Below are 16,842 nucleotides of genomic sequence, written 5' to 3'. Positions count from 1 at the left end.
GCATCGCTACCCGATACGATCGCCTCGCCATCAACTTTCACGCAGCAGTCTGCATCGCAGCCGTCGTCAGCTACTGGTTATGAGTCCCAGCCCTAGGCCACCGCGCCCGGAACACTGATGATGGGCGTGGAGATCAAACCGACTGCAAGACCGAGCAGAAAGGAACTTTTGGTAAAGGGTCGATGGAAGGCGAACAGGTTCAGCTGTAATCCCCACGCCGTCCCGAGCATGACAAAAAGTGCTCTCGATCGTCGGACAAACCGAAAATCGTCGCCCCGACGGCGCCATCTCCCTGTCTCAAGAGCGATCAGGACGTAGTTCAACATCAGACAAAAGAACAGGACGGTCGTGGCAAGCCTTGCAAATCCGCCGAAGACCACGGCCGTCACGCATGTATTCGTCATTCCGACGGTGAGAAAGAGAAGATTCAGGACATAGAGCACGGATGTCTGATCACGCAGCAGGGTAACGTCCCGGTGCGTGCCGGGTCGGCTGATGCGCTGAAACTCGACGATGGCGCGGGCAAAGGATCGGCCACGCTCGATGAGTTCCCGACTGAACGTATTGCGGGCTGTCATTGATTTGTTCGTTTCAATATCCGAGGCAGCAGCATTCCCGTGCGTCGCTTGTATTGCTCATAGACTGGCGCGATCCCGGACTGGGTGTAAAGCCGCTCCTCATTTCGCGCGGTCAGATAGTACCAGCCGATGAGTGTTACGACGAACGGCCACTGGATCGGGCCGCCTGCGAGTCCTGTACCGAACCAGAAGAGGCAGTACGAAAGATAGAACGGGTGCCTTACGAGGCGGTATGGCCCTCTGGAATGGACAACCGTGAGGACCGTACTCTGGTGCGCCACTGCGGGCGGATCGGTCCGCGTGATACGTACAGTCCACCAGAACAAGGCCATGCTGCCCACGGACAATGCAACTGAAATGATGTCGAGCGTCAAAACTGCCGCACGTCTGTAGTAGAGGTGCACGACGAATACCGCCATGGCCGCCGCACTCAGGACGGAAAGCCGGCGCATGGCCGGCGGGAGCCCGTCCGGGCCGTGAGAAAAATGGTTTCTCACGCCCCAGGCGAACGACAGGAACGCCGCGAAGGCGCAGAGACAGACGAGTGTGTTGATCATGTCGAACATGCTCAGTCGGTCAGGCGCAGGCTGACGGGCGCTCCTTCGAAGAATCCGGCCAGGCTACCCGTCGTGCCTGTGAACGGATCCATCATCGGAACCGCGGCACGTATCCGGTCATATCGGATCCGGTCACTCATCATCAGTTGCATGTCGCATTTGAGGCCAGGATACGGCTTGGGGGGGGGCTGCCAGCTCGTAGCCCAGACGCCGGTAGAAGGGCGCGTGATTGGGGCGCACGCAGGCGAAATAGGTGTGTGTGTGCTTTGCGAGCGCGATATAGCCTGCCATCCGGTACAGCAGGAAGACGAGGCCGTGGTTGTTGGCGGCATCGGGTGTACGAACGAGCCTGTTGATCTCGAGTCCGCGCCCACCGAACGCATCATCCGCATCCGCCGCCAGCGCCTGATCGACCTCATCGGTGAAGGTCTCGCGTGCCGGGGAGGTGAAGTCGGTTCCCCGTGTCAGCAGGCAGACGCGCACAGATGCGACCGGACGGGCGTTTTCGTAGAGCACCACGGTCAGAGCGTTCGGCTGGTCATCAAAACGATCCGAAAACATTCCCGCGGGGTTGGCGGCGATATATCCGGATGAGAAGTAGCTGTGGTAGCGCACCCGGTAGGCATCGTGTCTGGTCTGCGGACTGACAGCGAGACGCGCCTCGTAATTTCGGGATCTCGCAGCGCCGTGTGTGGTGACATGGGTGATCGATGGCGAGCGCGGTCTATCCTGACCTGTGGTCAGGTTTGCTGATGAAATGATCATATCGGCTATCCCCCGTCGTAATCCGAGATCCGCAGGACACGGATCTGGCACTCGAAGAACACCGCTCATTTCGGCTCTCGTCTATCTTTTCAGCGACAGGCCTGCGTCGAATGAGGTCCAAATCCGGAAGATGGTCCGCGTGAGTTCAAGACAAGGACCGCAAGTCGATGGCGATCATTCAAGTGACGAAGAGCAGCATGCCATTCTTGTAGCGAGCGGTTCAGTCGACAGGTAAAGACGACAGAAATAGATCGGCCCGTGGCCGACGATGCTGCAACGGTCTTGGTCTGGAAGTGAGCTCTCTTGGATATCGGCTTTCCCCCTGTCACAAATGTGGCGGATTGTCTCGGGCTGGACGAGGCGGAGGTGCTGTGCGGCTTCATGGATGGCGCCCTCGGCCTGCCTCTCGACCACGCCTGCCTTACAGCGGCCTATTTCCATGGCTGGCGTGAAGGTATCGTCGCAGCCGGCTTGAGCGAGCCGGATGAAGCGCACAAGCAACTTGCGTCAGCCTTCGCCAGGCTGCGACCAGACGAAGGCTGACGGTTCGAGACCGTCTCAGACGGTCGTGCGATTGCCGATCACCACGCGATAGATGATCAGCAGCAGGATGGCGCCGAAGATCGAGGCGATGAAGCCGGCGGGCTGGCCCGGGCCGTACCAGTGCAGTGCGCGGCCGATATAGCCGGCCACCACCGAGCCGAGGATGCCGAGAATGATCGTGACGATGAACCCGCCTGGATCGCGCCCCGGCATCAGGAATTTCGCGATCAGTCCGATGATGAAGCCGAGGATGATGGTGACGATGATACCGTGACCCATGAAAACGCTCCCGTCTGGCCGCCGACGGTCCGGCGGCTCGTTCGCAAACCCTAACGGGCGAGCCGCCGCCGGGTTCTCACGCGCGTGTGACGATGCTTGCCGTCGTCATCCGCCTGGTGCGGGAGAGGCGGCGGGGGATGGGGATGGGACGGGCAGGGCGGCGGCGGCGCCAGGTTGGCCTTCGGGTGCACTGTCATCGGTCTGGTCCGCAGCCGCCGGGGCGGCGCCGGTCGCCGCCGCTTTCTGAGCCAGATAGGCGGCGAAATCGGCCTCGATCTTTTCCGCCAGATCCGGGTCGGACGGGGCGGCATGCGGTTCCGACGAGTCGAACACCACCAGCGTATCGCCGGCGAGCGGCGAGGAGGCGCGGTCCTTGGGCAGCAGGGCGGCGTCGGCGGCGCTGTACTCCGCGCCCTCGATGAAGGCGCGGTCGATCAGCCCGGTATGGTCGAGGGCGGCGTTGAACGCGGTGGGGATGCGGATGCAGCCCTCGGAATCGGGATGGCCGAGCCGGTATTCGAGCAGGGTGGGATCAGTCGCATGCATCTCCATGCGCACCGCGGTCACATGATCGGGGTTGCGCCAGTCCTGGGTGGTCTGCCAGCCGAAATCCCACACCCGCATGCCCTTGATGCCGATGCCGCGCACGCCGTGCTCGTTCTTGGTGCCGAGCGCGCGGTAGCCCAGCACGTCGCCGTTGAGCCGGAACACGCCGACCGGGGTCTTGTAGTGGTCCTTGCGTCCCGGCTTGCCAGTGCTGACCCGCACCGCGCCCAGGATCGCCCATTCATGCGGATCGGGATCGGCGATCGCCACCCAGAGGCGCTGCACGGACGGTGCGCGATCCACGATCAGCAGCGCCTCGCGCCGGTCGATCGCGACCCCGCGGTCGCGCAGCATCGCCTGCGCCGCACCCACGACCCGGATCGCGGTCGGCGTCGGGGTGGCGAGCCATTTGGTCCCCAATGCTTGGTGCATCTGCATCGAGATCATGCGCTCGTCGATGCCGGTGGCCGCCTGCGCCCGGTCCCATGCCACCGGACCTGTGAGAAGGAGCACCGCGAGGCAGATCGGTCGCGGGTGAAACGTCAGGCGGGGCATCCGTATCCTTCGGGCCGGGTGGGGGCGGGGCAGGGTGGGCGAGAGCATAACGCGCCGCGACGCCGCCGGTCGCGCGCCTTGACCATGCCGGGCGCATGACCCTTTATCACCGGCTGCCCGACACCGCCCATGCCGACCACAGCCGAGACCAGATGACCGACGCCGCCCCGCCCGACTACCGCGACAGCGTGTTCCTGCCGCGCACCGAGTTCGCCATGCGCGGCGACCTGCCGAAGCGCGAGCCGGCGATGCTGGCCCGTTGGGCGGCGGAGGATCTCGACGGACGCCTGGCACGCGCGGGCGAGGGCGAGACACCGTTCCTGCTGCATGACGGCCCGCCCTACGCCAACGGGCACCTGCATATCGGCCATGCGCTCAACAAGATCATGAAGGACGTCGTCAACCGTGCCCAGCGCATGGCCGGCCACGACGTGCGCTACGTGCCGGGCTGGGACTGCCACGGCCTGCCGATCGAGTGGCGCATCGAGGAGGAATACCGCAAGGCCAAGCGCGACAAGGATGCGGTGCCGGTGCTCCAGTTCCGCGCCGAGTGCCGCGCCTATGCGCAGAAATGGGTCGATATCCAGTCGGCGGAATTCCAGCGCCTCGGCGTGCAGGGCGACTGGGCGGGACGCTACGCGACCTTCGATTTCGAGAGCGAGGCGGCGATCGCGGCCGAGATCGGGCGTTTCCTGCTCGACGGCTCGCTGTATCGCGGCCTGCGCCCGGTGATGTGGAGCCCGGTCGAGAAGACCGCGCTGGCCGAAGCCGAGATCGAGTATCACGACATCACCTCGACCACGATCTTCGTCGGCTTTCCGGTCCTCACCCCGGGCCGGTTCGAGGGCGCGCAGGTGGCAATCTGGACCACTACGCCCTGGACCATCCCGGCCAACCGCGCGCTGGCCTACGGGCCGGAGATCGCCTACGTACTGGCCGAGGTGGTGTCGGTCGGCGAGGGCGCGCATGTCGCGCCGGGAACGCGTCTGATCGTCGCCGCCGATCTTCTGGACTCCGTTGGCGCCGCCATCCACGTCACGCAATGGAGGGTTCTGGAGCGCTTCTCCGGCAGCGAGCTTGCGGGCGTGGTCGCCGCCCACCCCGGACGCGGACGTGGCTTCGAATTCGACGTGCCGCTGCTGGCGGGCGATTTCGTCACCACCGAGGCCGGTACCGGTCTGGTGCACATGGCGCCGGCGCATGGCGAGGACGATTTCCGGCTGACGACCGCGCATGGTATCGCCGTGCCGGAGGTGGTGCTCGGCGATGGCAGCTATGCCGCCTGGGTGCCGCATTTCGCAGGCATCCACGTGTTCAAGGCGGCCGATCCGGTTTGCGACTTCCTCATCGAGACGCAACGGGCGGGACAGGGCGGGCTGCTCGGACGCGGCAGCGTGCTGCATTCCTACCCGCATAGCTGGCGCTCGCGCGCGCCGGTGATCTTCCGTGCCACCCCGCAATGGTTCATCCCCATGGAGGGCGACACGCGCCTGCGCGAGAGGGCGTTGACGGCCCTGGAGGACGTGCGGTTCGTGCCCGCCCAGTCGCGCAACCGGCTGACCTCGATGGTGCGCGACCGGCCCGACTGGTGCATCTCGCGCCAGCGGGCCTGGGGCGTGCCGATTGCGGTCTTCGTCGAGAAGAAGACCGGTGAGGTGCTGCGCGATGCCGAGGTGATGGGCCGCATCGTGGAGACCTTCCGCAAGGAGGGTGCGGATGCCTGGTATGCGCGCCCTGCTTCGGACTTCCTCGGCAACCGCTACGATCCGGAAGCCTACGAGCAGGTGTTCGACATCGTCGATGTCTGGTTCGAGAGCGGCTCGACCCATGCCTTCGTGCTCGGCGACGGAGCGTGGAGGAACCAGGGGCTCGGCTGGCCGGCGGATCTGTATCTCGAAGGCTCCGACCAGCATCGTGGCTGGTTCCAGTCCTCGCTGCTGGAAGGGGTCGGCACCCGCGGCCGCGCGCCGTTCAAGGCGCTGCTCACCAACGGCTTCGTGCTCGACGAGCAGGGCCGCAAGATGAGCAAGTCGCTCGGCAACGTCACCGCGCCCGCCGAGGTGATCGACAGGTTCGGCGCCGACGTGCTGCGCCTGTGGGTGATGAATGCGGATACCTACGAGGATGTCCGCATCGGTCCGAAACTGCTCGACCAGACCGCCGACCTGTATCGCCGCCTGCGCAATACGCTGCGCTGGCTGCTCGGTGCGCTGGACGGGTTCTCGGAGGCCGAGATCGTCCCCTACGAGATGCTGCCCGAGCTCGAGCGCTTCGTGCTGCACCGGCTGACCGAGCTGGATGCGATGGTGCGTCATGCCATCGACAGCCATGAATGGGTCGGCGTGCTGCCGGCGATCCACCAGTTCTGCACCACCGACCTCTCCGCCTTCTATTTCGACGTGCGCAAGGACAGCCTCTACTGCGATGCGCTCGACGATCCGCGCCGCCGTGCCTGCCGCACGGTGCTCGACATCACCCAGCGTGCACTTACCCTCTGGCTTGCGCCGACACTGGTGTTCACCGCCGACGAGGCCTGGACGGCCCGTTTCGGCGACGCGCAGAGCGTGCATCTGCAGCGCTTGCCGGTGATCCCCGACACCTGGCACGACGCGCCGCTCGCTGCGCGCTGGGCCAAGGTGCGGTCGATGCGTCGTGTGGCGACCACGCAGATCGAGGCGCTGCGGGCCGACAAGACGATCGGCTCGTCGCTCCAGGCCGCGCTTGGCCTGTCGGTGCCGGAGGAGGCATCGGCCGAGAGCGTGTCATTCGCCGAGGCGCGTTCGATCGACTGGGCGGAGCTGGCGATCGTCTCCACGGCGACCGTCACGCCTGGCCCGCTTTCGGCCACGGTCGAACGTGCCTCCGGCGACAAATGCGCCCGCTGCTGGCGCGTGCTCGACGAGGTCGGCCAGAATGCCGAGCATGCGCCACTGTGCCTGCGCTGCTCCGACGTGGTAAATCTGGCATGACGCCGCCCGTCTCGCGCCGCGCGCTGGGCTGGGCCGTGGTGATGTTCGCGATCGTCTTGGTCGCCGACCAGGCGTCGAAATCGTGGATGCTGCACGGATTTGACCTGCCGGCGAGAGGCTCGGCGGCGATCTTGCCGGGGCTGAACTTCACCATGGTCTGGAACCATGGGGTGACGTTCGGGATGTTCAACGGGCTGGGGGCGCTGGGGCCGGTTCTGCTGGCCGGATTTGCAGTCGCGGTCATCCTTGGGTTAATCTGGTGGCTCATCAGAACACCATTTCCAGCCACCGGTGCCGCGCTCGGCGCCATCATCGGCGGCGCCATCGGCAACATCGTCGATCGCCTGCGCTACGGCGCAGTGGTGGATTTCATCCACGCTCATGCCTTCGGCTGGTCCTGGTATGTGTTCAACATCGCCGATGCCGCGGTCGTCTGCGGCGTCGGCGTGCTGCTGTTCGAGAACTTTCGTCGGCCGCCAGCGTCCTGACCGGTGCGTGAAACCTTCGCAATCCGGGCGCTGACCGCTTCCGGAGGGCCTCGGACCGCGCAAGTCGGTCGAAAGGACGAGGCATTTGAGCGAGACGCAGGACCTCAGCGGGGTTGATCCAAAGGATATCTCACGAAAGACGGTCACCAAGGCGGTGGCCGGGCTCGAGATTCCGCAAGGAGCGGGGCGGACGCTGTTCCTGGCCGCGATGATCGCCGCGGTCTGCGGTGGTCTGTACGGCTATGACACCGGCATCATTTCCGGCGCGCTGTTGCTGATCACCCACGAGTTCCACATCTCCCCGAACGTGCAGGAGATGGTGGCGTCCGCGATTCTCGCCGGCGCGGTGATCGGCGCACTGGCCACCGGCTGGATTTCCGAGACCATCGGCCGTCGGCGCACGGTGATGATCGTCACCGCCGTGTTCGTCGCCGGCGCCGTCGCCTGCGCGCTCTCGCCCACGGTGGACTGGCTGATCGCTTCCCGCGTGCTGCTCGGTCTTGCCGTCGGCGGTGCCACCCAGGTGGTACCGATGTATATCTCCGAGCTCGCCCCCACCGACCGGCGGGGCACGCTGGTGACGATGTTCAACATTGCCATCGGAGTCGGCATCCTGTTCGCCAACATCGTCGGCTTCACCCTGCGCGAGGCGTGGTCTTGGCGCACGATGGTGGTCATTGCCGCGATCCCGGCGGCAATCGTCTGCCTCTCGATGTTCTTCATGCCGAAATCGCCGCGCTGGACGGCGGAGAATGTCGGCATGGGCGAGGCGCTCGACGAACTCGCCAGGCTGCGCGACAGCCGACGCGAGATCCGACACGAGGCCGAGCAGATCCATCGCGTCGCACACGACACCCGCCCCGAGAATCGTGGCTGGCGTGGCCTCGCCCAGCCCTGGGTGCGTCCGGCACTGGTCGCGGCCCTCGGGGTCGCGTTCTTCACCCAGTGCGGCGGGCTGGAGATGATGATCTACTACGCGCCGACCTTCCTCTCCGGCGTCGGCTTCGGCGCGTCTTCCGCCCTGCTCGCCTCGCTGGGCGTGGCGACGGTGTATCTGATCATGACCTTCCTCGGCTCGCGCTTCGTCGATCGCATCGGCCGGCGGCGGCTGATGCTGCTGATGACGCCGGGCTCGGTGCTGTCGCTGATCGGGCTGGGGGTGATGTTCTGGTTGACCGGCGCGACCGGTGACGCCAAGGCGCACGCCCCGGGCGGTGTCGAGGGCTGGCTGATCGTGGGCTTCCTGCTCGCCTTCATGCTGTTCAACTCGGGCTCGATCCAGGTGGTCGGCTGGCTGCTGGGGGCGGAGATGTTCCCGCTGTCGATGCGGGGTCAGGCGACCTCGCTGCACGCGGCGGTGCTGTGGGGCTCGGATCTGCTGGTCACCGGCACCGCGCTGTCGATGGTCGGCTGGATCGGGCTCGGCGGCACGATGTGGTTCTATGCCGCGGTGAATGCGCTGTCCTTCGCCTTCGTGTGGTTCTTCGTGCCGGAGACCGCCGGAGCCAGCCTCGAGGACATCGAGGCAGCACTTCAGGACGGGACCTTCCGTCCGACCCGCGGTCACAACCGCATCACCGCCGAGGGCTATGGCGACGAAGCCGCTGCCTGAAGGAAGGGAAAGACAGACGATGCCTCATGTTCCATCGATCGCGCTCAGCCAGGGCGGTGCGATCCCCCAGCTTGGCTACGGTGTGTGGAAGATCAGCGACGACGAGGCGGCGCACTGCGTCGGCCTCGCCATCGATGCCGGCTACCGCAGCATCGACACGGCGATGATCTACCGCAACGAGACCGGGGTGGGCCGCGCGCTCGCCGCCGCGATCGACGGCGGTATCCGGCGCGAGGACCTATTCGTGACCACCAAGCTGTGGAACGACGACCAGGGCTATGACAGCACGCTGCGCGCCTTCGATGCCTCGCTGGACCGCCTCGGCCTCGATCATGTCGATCTCTATCTGATTCACTGGCCGCAGGCGCGTCGCGGGCTCTACGAAGAGACCTGGAAGGCGTTCGAGCGCATCCACGCCGAGGGGCGCGCGAAGGCGATCGGGGTATCGAACTTCCAGATCGCCCATCTCGACCGTCTCGCCGAGACCAGCGGCATCATCCCGGCACTCAACCAGATCGAACTGCACCCGAAACTGCCCCAGGACGAGCTGGTCGCCTACCATCAGGCGCATAGCATCGTCACCGAAGCCTGGAGCCCGCTCGCGCAGGGCGCGGTCGACGATCCGGTGATCGGCGCCATCGCCGCCCGACTCGACAGAAGCCCCGGACAGGTGATCCTGCGCTGGCACATGCAGCGTGGCGTGGTGGCGATTCCGAAATCCGCTACCCCGTCGCGGATCGCGCAGAACATCGACATCTTCGATTTCGGCCTCAGCGAGGACGATATGGCGGCGATTGCCGGTCTCGGCACCGGCGAGCGTGTCGGGCCGGACCCCGACAGCTTCTGAGCAGACGCTTCGGCCCGGGCGCGGCTTTGTTGCCGCTGGCTTCGATTCGACGCTAAAAGGCTACGCGGCCCGCAAGGGTCGCAAAGCCCGCCAGCAGATCGAGTTTTGCCTGACATGAACGCCGCGCGCCTCACCGTCCTCAGCCTCGCCGCGACCGCGCTCTGCGGCCTTTCGGCCTGTTCGGGCGAGCAGCTCGAGCGCAGCTTCGGGCTGAGCCGCAACTCGCCTGACGAATTTGCCGTCACCACCCAGCCACCGCTGTCGCTGCCGCCATCGGAGCGTCTGCCGACACCGACCCCCGGCGCACCGCGTCCGCAGCTCGCCGATCAGCGCAACCAGGCGCTGGAGACCCTCGCCCCCGACGTGGCGATCAAGGGCGATGCGGCCGCGTCCAGCCCCGGCCAGCAGGCGATGCTCGCACAGGCAGGCACCCCCGATCCGAGCCTCGGCCGTGCCGGAGTGAATGGCGAGCTCGACAGCCCCGATCGCAGTTTCGTCGACGGCATCATGTTCTGGAAGCCGCCGGTCGGCCAGAATCCGCTGGTCGACGCGCCGAAGGAGAGCAAGCGCCTGCAAGGCGCGGCCCAGCAGGGTGTCAGCCCGACCAGCGGTGCCACGCCCGTGCAGCCGGCGCCGAAGAAATCCTCCTTTCTCGGCCTGTTCTGATTTCCGCGCTTCGGCGTCTTCCCGACCACATCGTCGATCGCATCGCCGCCGGCGAGGTGATCGAGCGGCCGGCGGCAGCGGCCAAGGAGCTGGTCGAGAATGCGCTCGATGCCGGTGCCACCCGCATCGAGGTCTGCCTTCGCAATGGCGGCATCGACTGGCTGGAGGTGGTCGATGACGGGTGCGGCATGTCGCCGTCCGAACTCGGCCTCGCCATCGAGCGTCATTGCACCTCCAAGCTTGTCGATGAGAGTCTGGTGCGGATCGCGACGCTCGGGTTTCGCGGCGAGGCGCTCCCCTCGATCGGGGCCGCGGCGCGGCTGTCGCTGATCTCGCGGCCCGAAGGCGCAAGCGAGGCCTGGAAGATCACGGTCGCCGGCGGCGTCATCGCCCCGGCCGCCCCGCACCCGGGCGTGAAAGGCACCCGCGTCTGCGTCGAGGATCTGTTCTTCGCCACTCCGGCGCGGCGGAAGTTCCTGCGCAGCCCGCGCGTCGAGGCCGAGCACGTCATCCAGGGTCTGCGTCGTCTGGCCCTTGCCGCGCCGGGCGTTGCATTCCGGCTGAGTGTCGATGCACGGGTGGTCTTCGACCTGCCCGCGCAGGCGCGGGATGACCGTATCGCCGCCCTGCTCGGCGAGGCTGACGCCTATGGCCGCGACGAGCCCTGGCGGCTGATCGACGGCGCGCGCGACGGCATGCGCCTGACCGGGCTGGCCGCCGGCCCGGCCACCACGCGCAGCACGGCGAACGGGATCTCGCTGGTCGTCAATGGCCGCCCGGTCGCCGATCCGATGCTGCGAAGTGCGGTCCGCGTCGCCTATCGCGACGTCATCGCCGCCGGCCGCCATCCGGTGGCCGCGCTCTATCTCGACATTCCGGTCGATCGTCTCGACGTCAATGTCCACCCTGCCAAGACCGAGTTGCGCTTCGCCGAGCCGGAGACGGTGCGTGCGCTGGTGATCGGGACGCTGCGCCGCGCGCTCGGGCTGGCGGTGGGCTCGGCGTCGGCGCTGACCCAGATGCGCCGGCCTGGCGGCGCGATCTGGGCTCCCCCCGAGCCGGTCCCGGCGGCATCAGGCTTCGCCGAGGCGACGCTCGCCTATGCGTCGCGGCCGGCGGCGCGGTTCGAGCTCGGCGCACCGAGCGCGCGCGTGCTGCCCGCTCCCGCCGAGGTGCCGGAGGCGGTGGCGGGCTATCCGCTCGGCGCGCCGGTCGCGCAGGTGCTCGATACCTATGTGATCGCGGTGGCCGCGGACGGGTCCTTGGTGCTGGTCGACCAGCACGCCGCCCATGAGCGGCTGACGCACGAGCGCCTGCACGCCCAGTATCTCGAAGGCGGCGTGCGGGCGCAACGGCTGCTGATGCCGCTGGTGGTGGATCTGCCGCCCGGCCACGCGGCGGCGTTGGCCGGGCAGGCATCGCTGCTCGCGCGGCTCGGCGTGGAGATCGAAGCGTTCGGCGGCGGCGCGGTCCTGGTCCGTGCGCTGCCGGCGCTGCTGGGCGCACCCGACCCGACCCCCCTGCTGCGCGACCTCGCCGAGCAGCTCGAGGCCGACCCGCTGAGCGACGCACTGGAGGCGGACGCGCTCGAACGCCGGCTGGATGCGGCGTTGGCGCGCCTCGCCTGTCACGGCTCCATCCGCGCCGGCCGCCGGCTGGACCGCGCCGAGATGGACGCGCTGTTGCGCCAGATGGAAACGACCCCGCGGGCCGCGACATGCAGTCACGGCCGGCCGACCTATCTGAAGCTGTCAAAGGCACAGATCGAGACACTGTTCGGGCGGCGGTAGCGCGCCAGTTTCGCCCGCAACGATCATGTTCTAGAACGGACGCGATCGAGACCGTACCGGAACCTCAGATGTCCTCCTCGCTGCTGCTGACCATCGTGCTTTATCTGCCTCTGCTGGGCGCATTGGCGCTGCTGGCGGTACCGAAGGCGGATGGTGTTGCGCGGGCGATCGGGCTCGGGGTGAGCGGGGTGAACTTCCTGCTCTCGCTGGGGCTGTGGGCGGTGTTCAACCCGCACGCGGTCGGGTTCCAGGCGCAGACCAGGTTGGCCTGGCTGGGCGGGTTCGGGGTGACGTATCACACCGGCCTCGATGGCATCTCGCTGTTGTTCGTGGTGCTGTCGACGCTGCTGGTGCCGGTGTCGATCCTGGCGGGATGGCGCATCATCACCCAGCGGGTGCGCGATTACATGATCGCGCTGCTGCTGCTGGAGACCGCGCTGGTCGGGCTGTTCTCCTCGCTGGACCTGGTGTTGTTCTACATCTTCTATGAGGCGACCCTGATCCCGGGCGCGCTGCTGATCGGCATCTGGGGCGGGCCGGCGCGGGTGGCGGCGTCGGTGCGGTTCTTCCTGTTCACCTTCGGCGGCTCGCTGTTCATGCTGCTGGACGTCGTCTATCTGTGGCAGGCGACCGGTACCACCGACCTGCCGGTGCTGATGGGGACGCATTTCGCCCCCGCCGTGCAAGCCTGGCTGTTCGTCGGTTTCGTGCTCGCTTTCGGCGTCAAGCTGCCGATCTTCCCGCTGCATGGCTGGCTGCCTTCGGCCTATGGCGAAGCGCCGGCGCCGGTGACCGCGCTGCTTTCGGGCGTCCTAGCCAAGGCCGGCGCCTACGGGCTGCTGCGCTTCGCCATCCTGCTGCTGCCGGACGCCGCACATCGCTTCGCACCGATCCTGATCGCGCTCGGCATCGTCGCGGTGATCTACGCGGCGGTCATCGCGTTGGCGCAAACCGACATGAAGCAGGTGATCGCCTGGTCGAGCTATTCGCATATGGGCATCGTCGCGATCGGGCTGTTCACGCTCAACGCCGAGGGCATCGACGGGGCGCTGTTCCAGATGCTCGCGCACGGCATCATCATCGCCGGCATGTTCCTGGCCCTCGGCATGCTTGCCCTGCGCACCGGCACCCGCGAGCTGGCGGGCTTCGGGGGCGCCGCCGGTTCGATGCCGAAGCTCGCCCTGCTGGCGATGCTGTTCGCGATGGCCGGCATCGGGCTGCCGGGCACCGGCGGGTTTGTCGGCGAGCTGCTGGTGATCGCGGGTGCGATCCATATCGGGTTCTGGACCGCGCTGCTGGCCGGATCGGGAATGATCCTGGGCGCGATCTACATGCTGATGCTCTACTGGCGCAGCTTTTTCGGTGCCCCGCGCGGCGCGCTCGCGGGCACGCCCGCCACCAGCCGCGACCTCGCCGGCGTCGAGCTGGCCGCCTTGGTGCCGCTGGCGCTGATCGTGTTGTGGATGGGCGTCTATCCGACCAGCTTCACCCGGGTGTTCAATCCGCGGGTGATGGCGTTCGCGCATCCGGAGGCGGTGGCCTCGATCGCTCCGTCCGCCCAGTTCCGCTGATGCGCCTGGGGCGGCTGGCGGTGGCGCTGTGCGGGCTGGCCGGCCCGGCACAGGCGGCGTCCGAGCCGTCGCTGCAGGCGATCCTCGACCACGCGCCTGCTGCCGACTGGCGCAGGATCGATCCGGCGCGCAGCCTCTACCTGACCGTCGACGGCGGCCCGGTGGTGATCGAGCTGGCGCCGGATTTCGCCCCCAGGGCGGTGGCCAACATCCTGCGACTGGCCCGATCGGGCTATTTCGACACCGCTGCGGTGGTACGGGTGCAGGACAATTATGTCGTGCAATGGGCCGATCCGGCGGCCGAGGATCCGCATCCGTCGAAGGACGAGCACCCGCGTCCGCTCGGCGACGCCGCTGTCACCCTGCCGATGGAGGTCGATCGTCCAGCGTCCGGTCTCGAGATCACCGATCTGCCGGATGCCGATCCCTACGCTTCCCGCGTCGGGCTGTCGGACGGCTTCCCGATTGCCGGGACCGCCGGGCGGGTGGGACTCGCGCATTGCTACGGCATGGTCGGGGTGGGGCGCGACACTGCGCCCGACAGCGGCAACGGCTCGGAACTCTATGCGGTGATCGGCCAGTCGCCGCGGGCGCTGGACGGCAATGTCACGCTCGTCGGCCGGGTGGTGTGGGGGATGGAGCGGCTGTCCAGCCTGAAGCGGGGCACCGGGCCGCTCGGCTTCTACACCGATCGCTCGATGGATGTGCCGGTCGGTCCGGTCCGGATCGGCTCGGATGTGCCGGTGGCCGCGCGGCTCGACCTGCGGGCGTTGCGCACCGACAGTGCGAGCTACCGTGCGGTGCTCGCCTATGAGCGTGGGCCGCGCAGCGCGTGGTTCGTGCACATGCCGGGCCATGTCGGGCTGTGCGAGATGCCGTTGCCGGTGCGCAAGGCATCCTGACCGTCCGCACTGCGCCTGACATCGACGCCGTCGGAGCACCGATCCGACCCCAGCCTATCTGCCCGGCGGAGCCCAGTCAGGGGAACGAGGCTCAGACATCAAGCTCCTCGACCTGGCGGGCATGATCCTGGATGAACTGGAAGCGCAGTTCCGGCTTGCGACCCATCAGGCTCTCCACCAGCGTCGAGGTCTCGGCGCGCTGCTCAGGGGGGATGCAGACCTTGAGCAGGGTGCGCTGCTTCGGGTCCATCGTGGTGCGCTTGAGATCGTCCGGCGGCATTTCGCCGAGACCCTTGAAGCGGCTGGTCTCGACCTTCGCGCCGGGCTTGAAATCGCGCTTCAGCCGGCGCTCGCGGTCGGCATCGTCCATCGCATAGACCGTCTTTGCCCCCTGGGTGAGCCGGTAGAGCGGTGGGCGGGCGAGATAGAGATGCCCGGCGCGGATGAGCTCGGGCAGCTCGCGGTAGAAGAAGGTCATCAGCAGCGAGGCGATGTGCGCGCCATCGACATCGGCATCGGTCATGATGATGACGCGGCCGTAGCGCAGGCGGGAGAGATCGAACCGCTCACCGACCCCGCAGCCCAGCGCCTCGACCAGATCGCGCAGTTCCTGGTTCTGACGCAGTTTCTCGGTCGAGGCTGAGGCGACATTGAGGATCTTGCCCCGCAGCGGCAGGATCGCCTGCGTCTCGCGCGAGCGCGCCTGCTTGGCCGAGCCGCCGGCGGAATCACCCTCGACGAGGAAAATCTCGGTCTCGGCCGTGTTCGACCGCGTGCAGTCCACCAGCTTGCCCGGCAGGCGCAGCCGGTTGGTGGCGGATTTGCGCGGCGTGTCCTTCGCCTCGCGACGGCGCAGCCGGTCCTCGGCGCGCTCGATGACGAAGGCCAGCAGACCGTCCGCCTGTGCGGGATGGCCGGCGAGCCAGTGGTCGAAACGGTCGCGCAGCGCGGTCTCGACCAGGCGCGCCGCCTCCGGCGAGGTCAGTTTTTCCTTGGTCTGGCCCTGGAACTGCGGCTCGCGGATGAACACCGACAGCTTGGCCGCGATGCAGCCGAGCAGATCCTCGGCGGTAATCGCGTTCGAGCGCCTGGCCTGGTTGCGCTGTTCGCCCCAGGCGCGCAGGCCGCGCAGCAGCGCATTGCGGAACCCCGTCTCATGGGTGCCGCCGAGCGGGGTCGGGATGGTGTTGCAGTAGGCGGAGAGTGCCGATTCGCCGCTTTCCAGCCAGGCGATTGCCCATTCGACACGGCCATTGGCGGCATTGTTCGGCCCGCGCGGCAGCTCGGCCTCGCCGGCCCAGAGCTCGCCGAGCAGGGCAGGCGCCTCGCCGAGCTCGTCGGTGAGGCTGTCGCGCAACCCGCCGGGGAAATGCAGCTCGGCAGTCTCGGGGATGTCGTTGCGACCGCGCAGCAGGCTCGCATCGCAGCGCCAGACGATGGTCACGCCACGATGCAGGAACGCCTTCGCCCGGCAGAAGCGGTAGAGCCGCGCCGGCGAGAAATGCTGCGCGCCGAAGATCTCCGCATCGGGCCGGAAGCGCAGCGTCGTGCCGCGACGGTTGTTGATCGCCCCGACCTTTGTCAGCGGCGCTTCGGCCTTGCCGCGTGCATAGACGATGCGCCACAGCGCGCGATCGCGGGCGACCTCCACCTCGAGGCGCTCGCTCAGCGCATTGACCACCGACGAGCCGACGCCATGCAGGCCGCCGGCGGTGGCATAGGCCTTGTCGGAAAACTTGCCGCCCGAATGCAGGGTGGTGAAGATCACCTCCAGCGCCGACAGGCCCGGGAATTTCGGGTGCTCGTCGACCGGGATGCCGCGCCCGTTGTCGCGCACGGTCAGCCAGTTGTCCGGCGCGAGGCTGACCTCGATGGTGGTGGCGTGTCCGGCCACCACCTCGTCCATCGCATTGTCGATGATCTCGGAGGCGAGGTGGTGGAAGGCGGTGTCGTCGGTGCCGCCGATATACATGCCCGGACGGCGGCGGACAGGCTCGAGTCCCTCGAGCACCTCGATATCGGCGGCGGAGTAGCCCGCCGGCTCGGTCGCGCGAGGCGGGGCACGCCTTGGTGCCGGAACCGGCACGTCCGCAGTCGTTTGCGGGCGAGGCGAGGGCGTCTGCGAAAACAGATCGTTCATGCTGTGTTCTGGCCCGACCGGGCCGGATTCGTCA

At 67.4% G+C, this 16,842-nt stretch carries 15 protein-coding genes and 1 pseudogene; 10 read left to right on the top strand and 6 right to left on the bottom strand.

From position 1 onward, the window contains the following. Positions 1-83: pseudogene (locus tag FHR90_RS11810) on the top strand (IS5/IS1182 family transposase); the annotation flags it as partial. 9 nt (positions 84-92) lie between these two features. Here the strand turns inward: FHR90_RS11810 and FHR90_RS11805 are convergent. From FHR90_RS11805 to FHR90_RS11795, 3 genes are all read right to left on the bottom strand, one after another. Beyond that, on the bottom strand, positions 93-578 hold the full coding sequence (locus FHR90_RS11805) for a hypothetical protein (protein WP_176622503.1): 486 nt from the start codon (positions 576-578) through the stop codon (positions 93-95). Then, positions 575-1,144 (bottom strand): methyltransferase family protein, encoded by a 570-nt coding sequence (locus FHR90_RS11800; RefSeq protein WP_176622506.1) that lies wholly within the window; start codon positions 1,142-1,144, stop codon positions 575-577. Before FHR90_RS11800 ends, FHR90_RS11805 begins: the two co-directional genes overlap by 4 nt. 123 nt (positions 1,145-1,267) lie before the next feature. Beyond that, positions 1,268-1,900 carry an N-acyl amino acid synthase FeeM domain-containing protein gene (locus tag FHR90_RS11795; RefSeq protein ID WP_176622508.1) on the bottom strand — a complete coding sequence of 211 codons (633 nt, stop codon included), beginning with the start codon at positions 1,898-1,900 and terminating at the stop codon, positions 1,268-1,270. A 303-nt stretch (positions 1,901-2,203) separates the two neighbouring features. Between FHR90_RS11795 and FHR90_RS11790 the strand changes: the two genes are divergently transcribed. Continuing rightward, positions 2,204-2,443, top strand: coding sequence for a hypothetical protein (locus tag FHR90_RS11790; RefSeq protein WP_176622510.1), 240 nt, complete (start codon positions 2,204-2,206; stop codon positions 2,441-2,443). Between the two features lie 15 nt (positions 2,444-2,458). On the opposite strand, the gene FHR90_RS11785 is transcribed toward FHR90_RS11790, so the two are convergent. Further along, positions 2,459-2,722, bottom strand: a complete 264-nt coding sequence (locus tag FHR90_RS11785; RefSeq protein WP_176622512.1) for a GlsB/YeaQ/YmgE family stress response membrane protein — start codon at positions 2,720-2,722, stop codon at positions 2,459-2,461. Between the two features lie 105 nt (positions 2,723-2,827). After that, entirely contained in the window at positions 2,828-3,823 is a 996-nt protein-coding gene (locus FHR90_RS11780; RefSeq protein ID WP_176622514.1) for a L,D-transpeptidase, read from the bottom strand. 152 nt (positions 3,824-3,975) lie between these two features. Here FHR90_RS11780 and ileS point away from each other — a divergent pair, with 152 nt between their 5' ends. The 8 genes from ileS (at position 3,976) to FHR90_RS11740 (ending at position 14,668) form a co-directional block, all read left to right on the top strand. Further along, on the top strand, positions 3,976-6,792 hold the full coding sequence (ileS, locus tag FHR90_RS11775; protein WP_176622522.1) for an isoleucine--tRNA ligase: 2,817 nt from the start codon (positions 3,976-3,978) through the stop codon (positions 6,790-6,792). Continuing rightward, positions 6,789-7,280 carry a signal peptidase II gene (gene lspA / locus FHR90_RS11770; protein WP_176622516.1) on the top strand — a complete coding sequence of 164 codons (492 nt, stop codon included), beginning with the start codon at positions 6,789-6,791 and terminating at the stop codon, positions 7,278-7,280. The genes ileS and lspA overlap by 4 nt, the downstream gene beginning before the upstream one ends. A gap of 127 nt (positions 7,281-7,407) precedes the next feature. After that, positions 7,408-8,892 carry a sugar porter family MFS transporter gene (locus FHR90_RS11765; RefSeq protein ID WP_176622524.1) on the top strand — a complete coding sequence of 495 codons (1,485 nt, stop codon included), beginning with the start codon at positions 7,408-7,410 and terminating at the stop codon, positions 8,890-8,892. 19 nt (positions 8,893-8,911) lie between these two features. Beyond that, complete coding sequence (locus FHR90_RS11760; protein ID WP_176622518.1) at positions 8,912-9,739, top strand: aldo/keto reductase; 828 nt, start codon at positions 8,912-8,914, stop codon at positions 9,737-9,739. 114 nt (positions 9,740-9,853) lie between these two features. Continuing rightward, positions 9,854-10,405 carry a DUF3035 domain-containing protein gene (locus tag FHR90_RS11755; RefSeq protein ID WP_176622520.1) on the top strand — a complete coding sequence of 184 codons (552 nt, stop codon included), beginning with the start codon at positions 9,854-9,856 and terminating at the stop codon, positions 10,403-10,405. Further along, positions 10,381-12,195: a DNA mismatch repair endonuclease MutL gene (gene mutL, locus FHR90_RS11750; RefSeq protein ID WP_183275297.1), complete on the top strand. Its 1,815-nt coding sequence runs from the start codon at positions 10,381-10,383 to the stop codon at positions 12,193-12,195. The genes FHR90_RS11755 and mutL overlap by 25 nt, the downstream gene beginning before the upstream one ends. A gap of 68 nt (positions 12,196-12,263) precedes the next feature. Continuing rightward, positions 12,264-13,766: a complex I subunit 4 family protein gene (locus FHR90_RS11745; protein ID WP_183275292.1), complete on the top strand. Its 1,503-nt coding sequence runs from the start codon at positions 12,264-12,266 to the stop codon at positions 13,764-13,766. Next, complete coding sequence (locus FHR90_RS11740; protein ID WP_176624362.1) at positions 13,766-14,668, top strand: peptidylprolyl isomerase; 903 nt, start codon at positions 13,766-13,768, stop codon at positions 14,666-14,668. The genes FHR90_RS11745 and FHR90_RS11740 overlap by 1 nt, the downstream gene beginning before the upstream one ends. A 91-nt stretch (positions 14,669-14,759) precedes the next feature. Here FHR90_RS11740 and parE read toward each other — a convergent pair whose 3' ends face one another. Continuing rightward, the gene (gene parE / locus FHR90_RS11735) at positions 14,760-16,808 is read right to left on the bottom strand and encodes a DNA topoisomerase IV subunit B (RefSeq protein WP_176624364.1); all 2,049 of its coding nucleotides are present in this window, start codon (positions 16,806-16,808) and stop codon (positions 14,760-14,762) included. Between the last annotated feature and the right edge of the window lie 34 nt (positions 16,809-16,842).

It is taken from the genome of Endobacter medicaginis (assembly GCF_014192375.1).
Lineage (GTDB): Bacteria > Pseudomonadota > Alphaproteobacteria > Acetobacterales > Acetobacteraceae > Endobacter > Endobacter medicaginis.
This window is presented reverse-complemented; position numbering and strand designations above follow the sequence as displayed.

Bases quoted from the DNA above. Each gene is read 5' to 3' on its own strand.
- FHR90_RS11800 (WP_176622506.1), bottom strand. From the start codon at position 1,144: ATGTTCGACATGATCAACACACTCGTCTGTCTCTGCGCCTTCGCGGCG.
- FHR90_RS11760 (WP_176622518.1), top strand. From the start codon at position 8,912: ATGCCTCATGTTCCATCGATCGCGCTCAGCCAGGGCGGTGCGATCCCC.
- FHR90_RS11740 (WP_176624362.1), top strand. From the start codon at position 13,766: ATGCGCCTGGGGCGGCTGGCGGTGGCGCTGTGCGGGCTGGCCGGCCCG.
- FHR90_RS11805 (WP_176622503.1), bottom strand. From the start codon at position 578: ATGACAGCCCGCAATACGTTCAGTCGGGAACTCATCGAGCGTGGCCGA.
- FHR90_RS11745 (WP_183275292.1), top strand. From the start codon at position 12,264: ATGTCCTCCTCGCTGCTGCTGACCATCGTGCTTTATCTGCCTCTGCTG.
- FHR90_RS11780 (WP_176622514.1), bottom strand. From the start codon at position 3,823: ATGCCCCGCCTGACGTTTCACCCGCGACCGATCTGCCTCGCGGTGCTC.
- FHR90_RS11785 (WP_176622512.1), bottom strand. From the start codon at position 2,722: ATGGGTCACGGTATCATCGTCACCATCATCCTCGGCTTCATCATCGGA.
- ileS (WP_176622522.1), top strand. From the start codon at position 3,976: ATGACCGACGCCGCCCCGCCCGACTACCGCGACAGCGTGTTCCTGCCG.
- parE (WP_176624364.1), bottom strand. From the start codon at position 16,808: ATGAACGATCTGTTTTCGCAGACGCCCTCGCCTCGCCCGCAAACGACT.
- FHR90_RS11795 (WP_176622508.1), bottom strand. From the start codon at position 1,900: ATGATCATTTCATCAGCAAACCTGACCACAGGTCAGGATAGACCGCGC.
- FHR90_RS11755 (WP_176622520.1), top strand. From the start codon at position 9,854: ATGAACGCCGCGCGCCTCACCGTCCTCAGCCTCGCCGCGACCGCGCTC.
- lspA (WP_176622516.1), top strand. From the start codon at position 6,789: ATGACGCCGCCCGTCTCGCGCCGCGCGCTGGGCTGGGCCGTGGTGATG.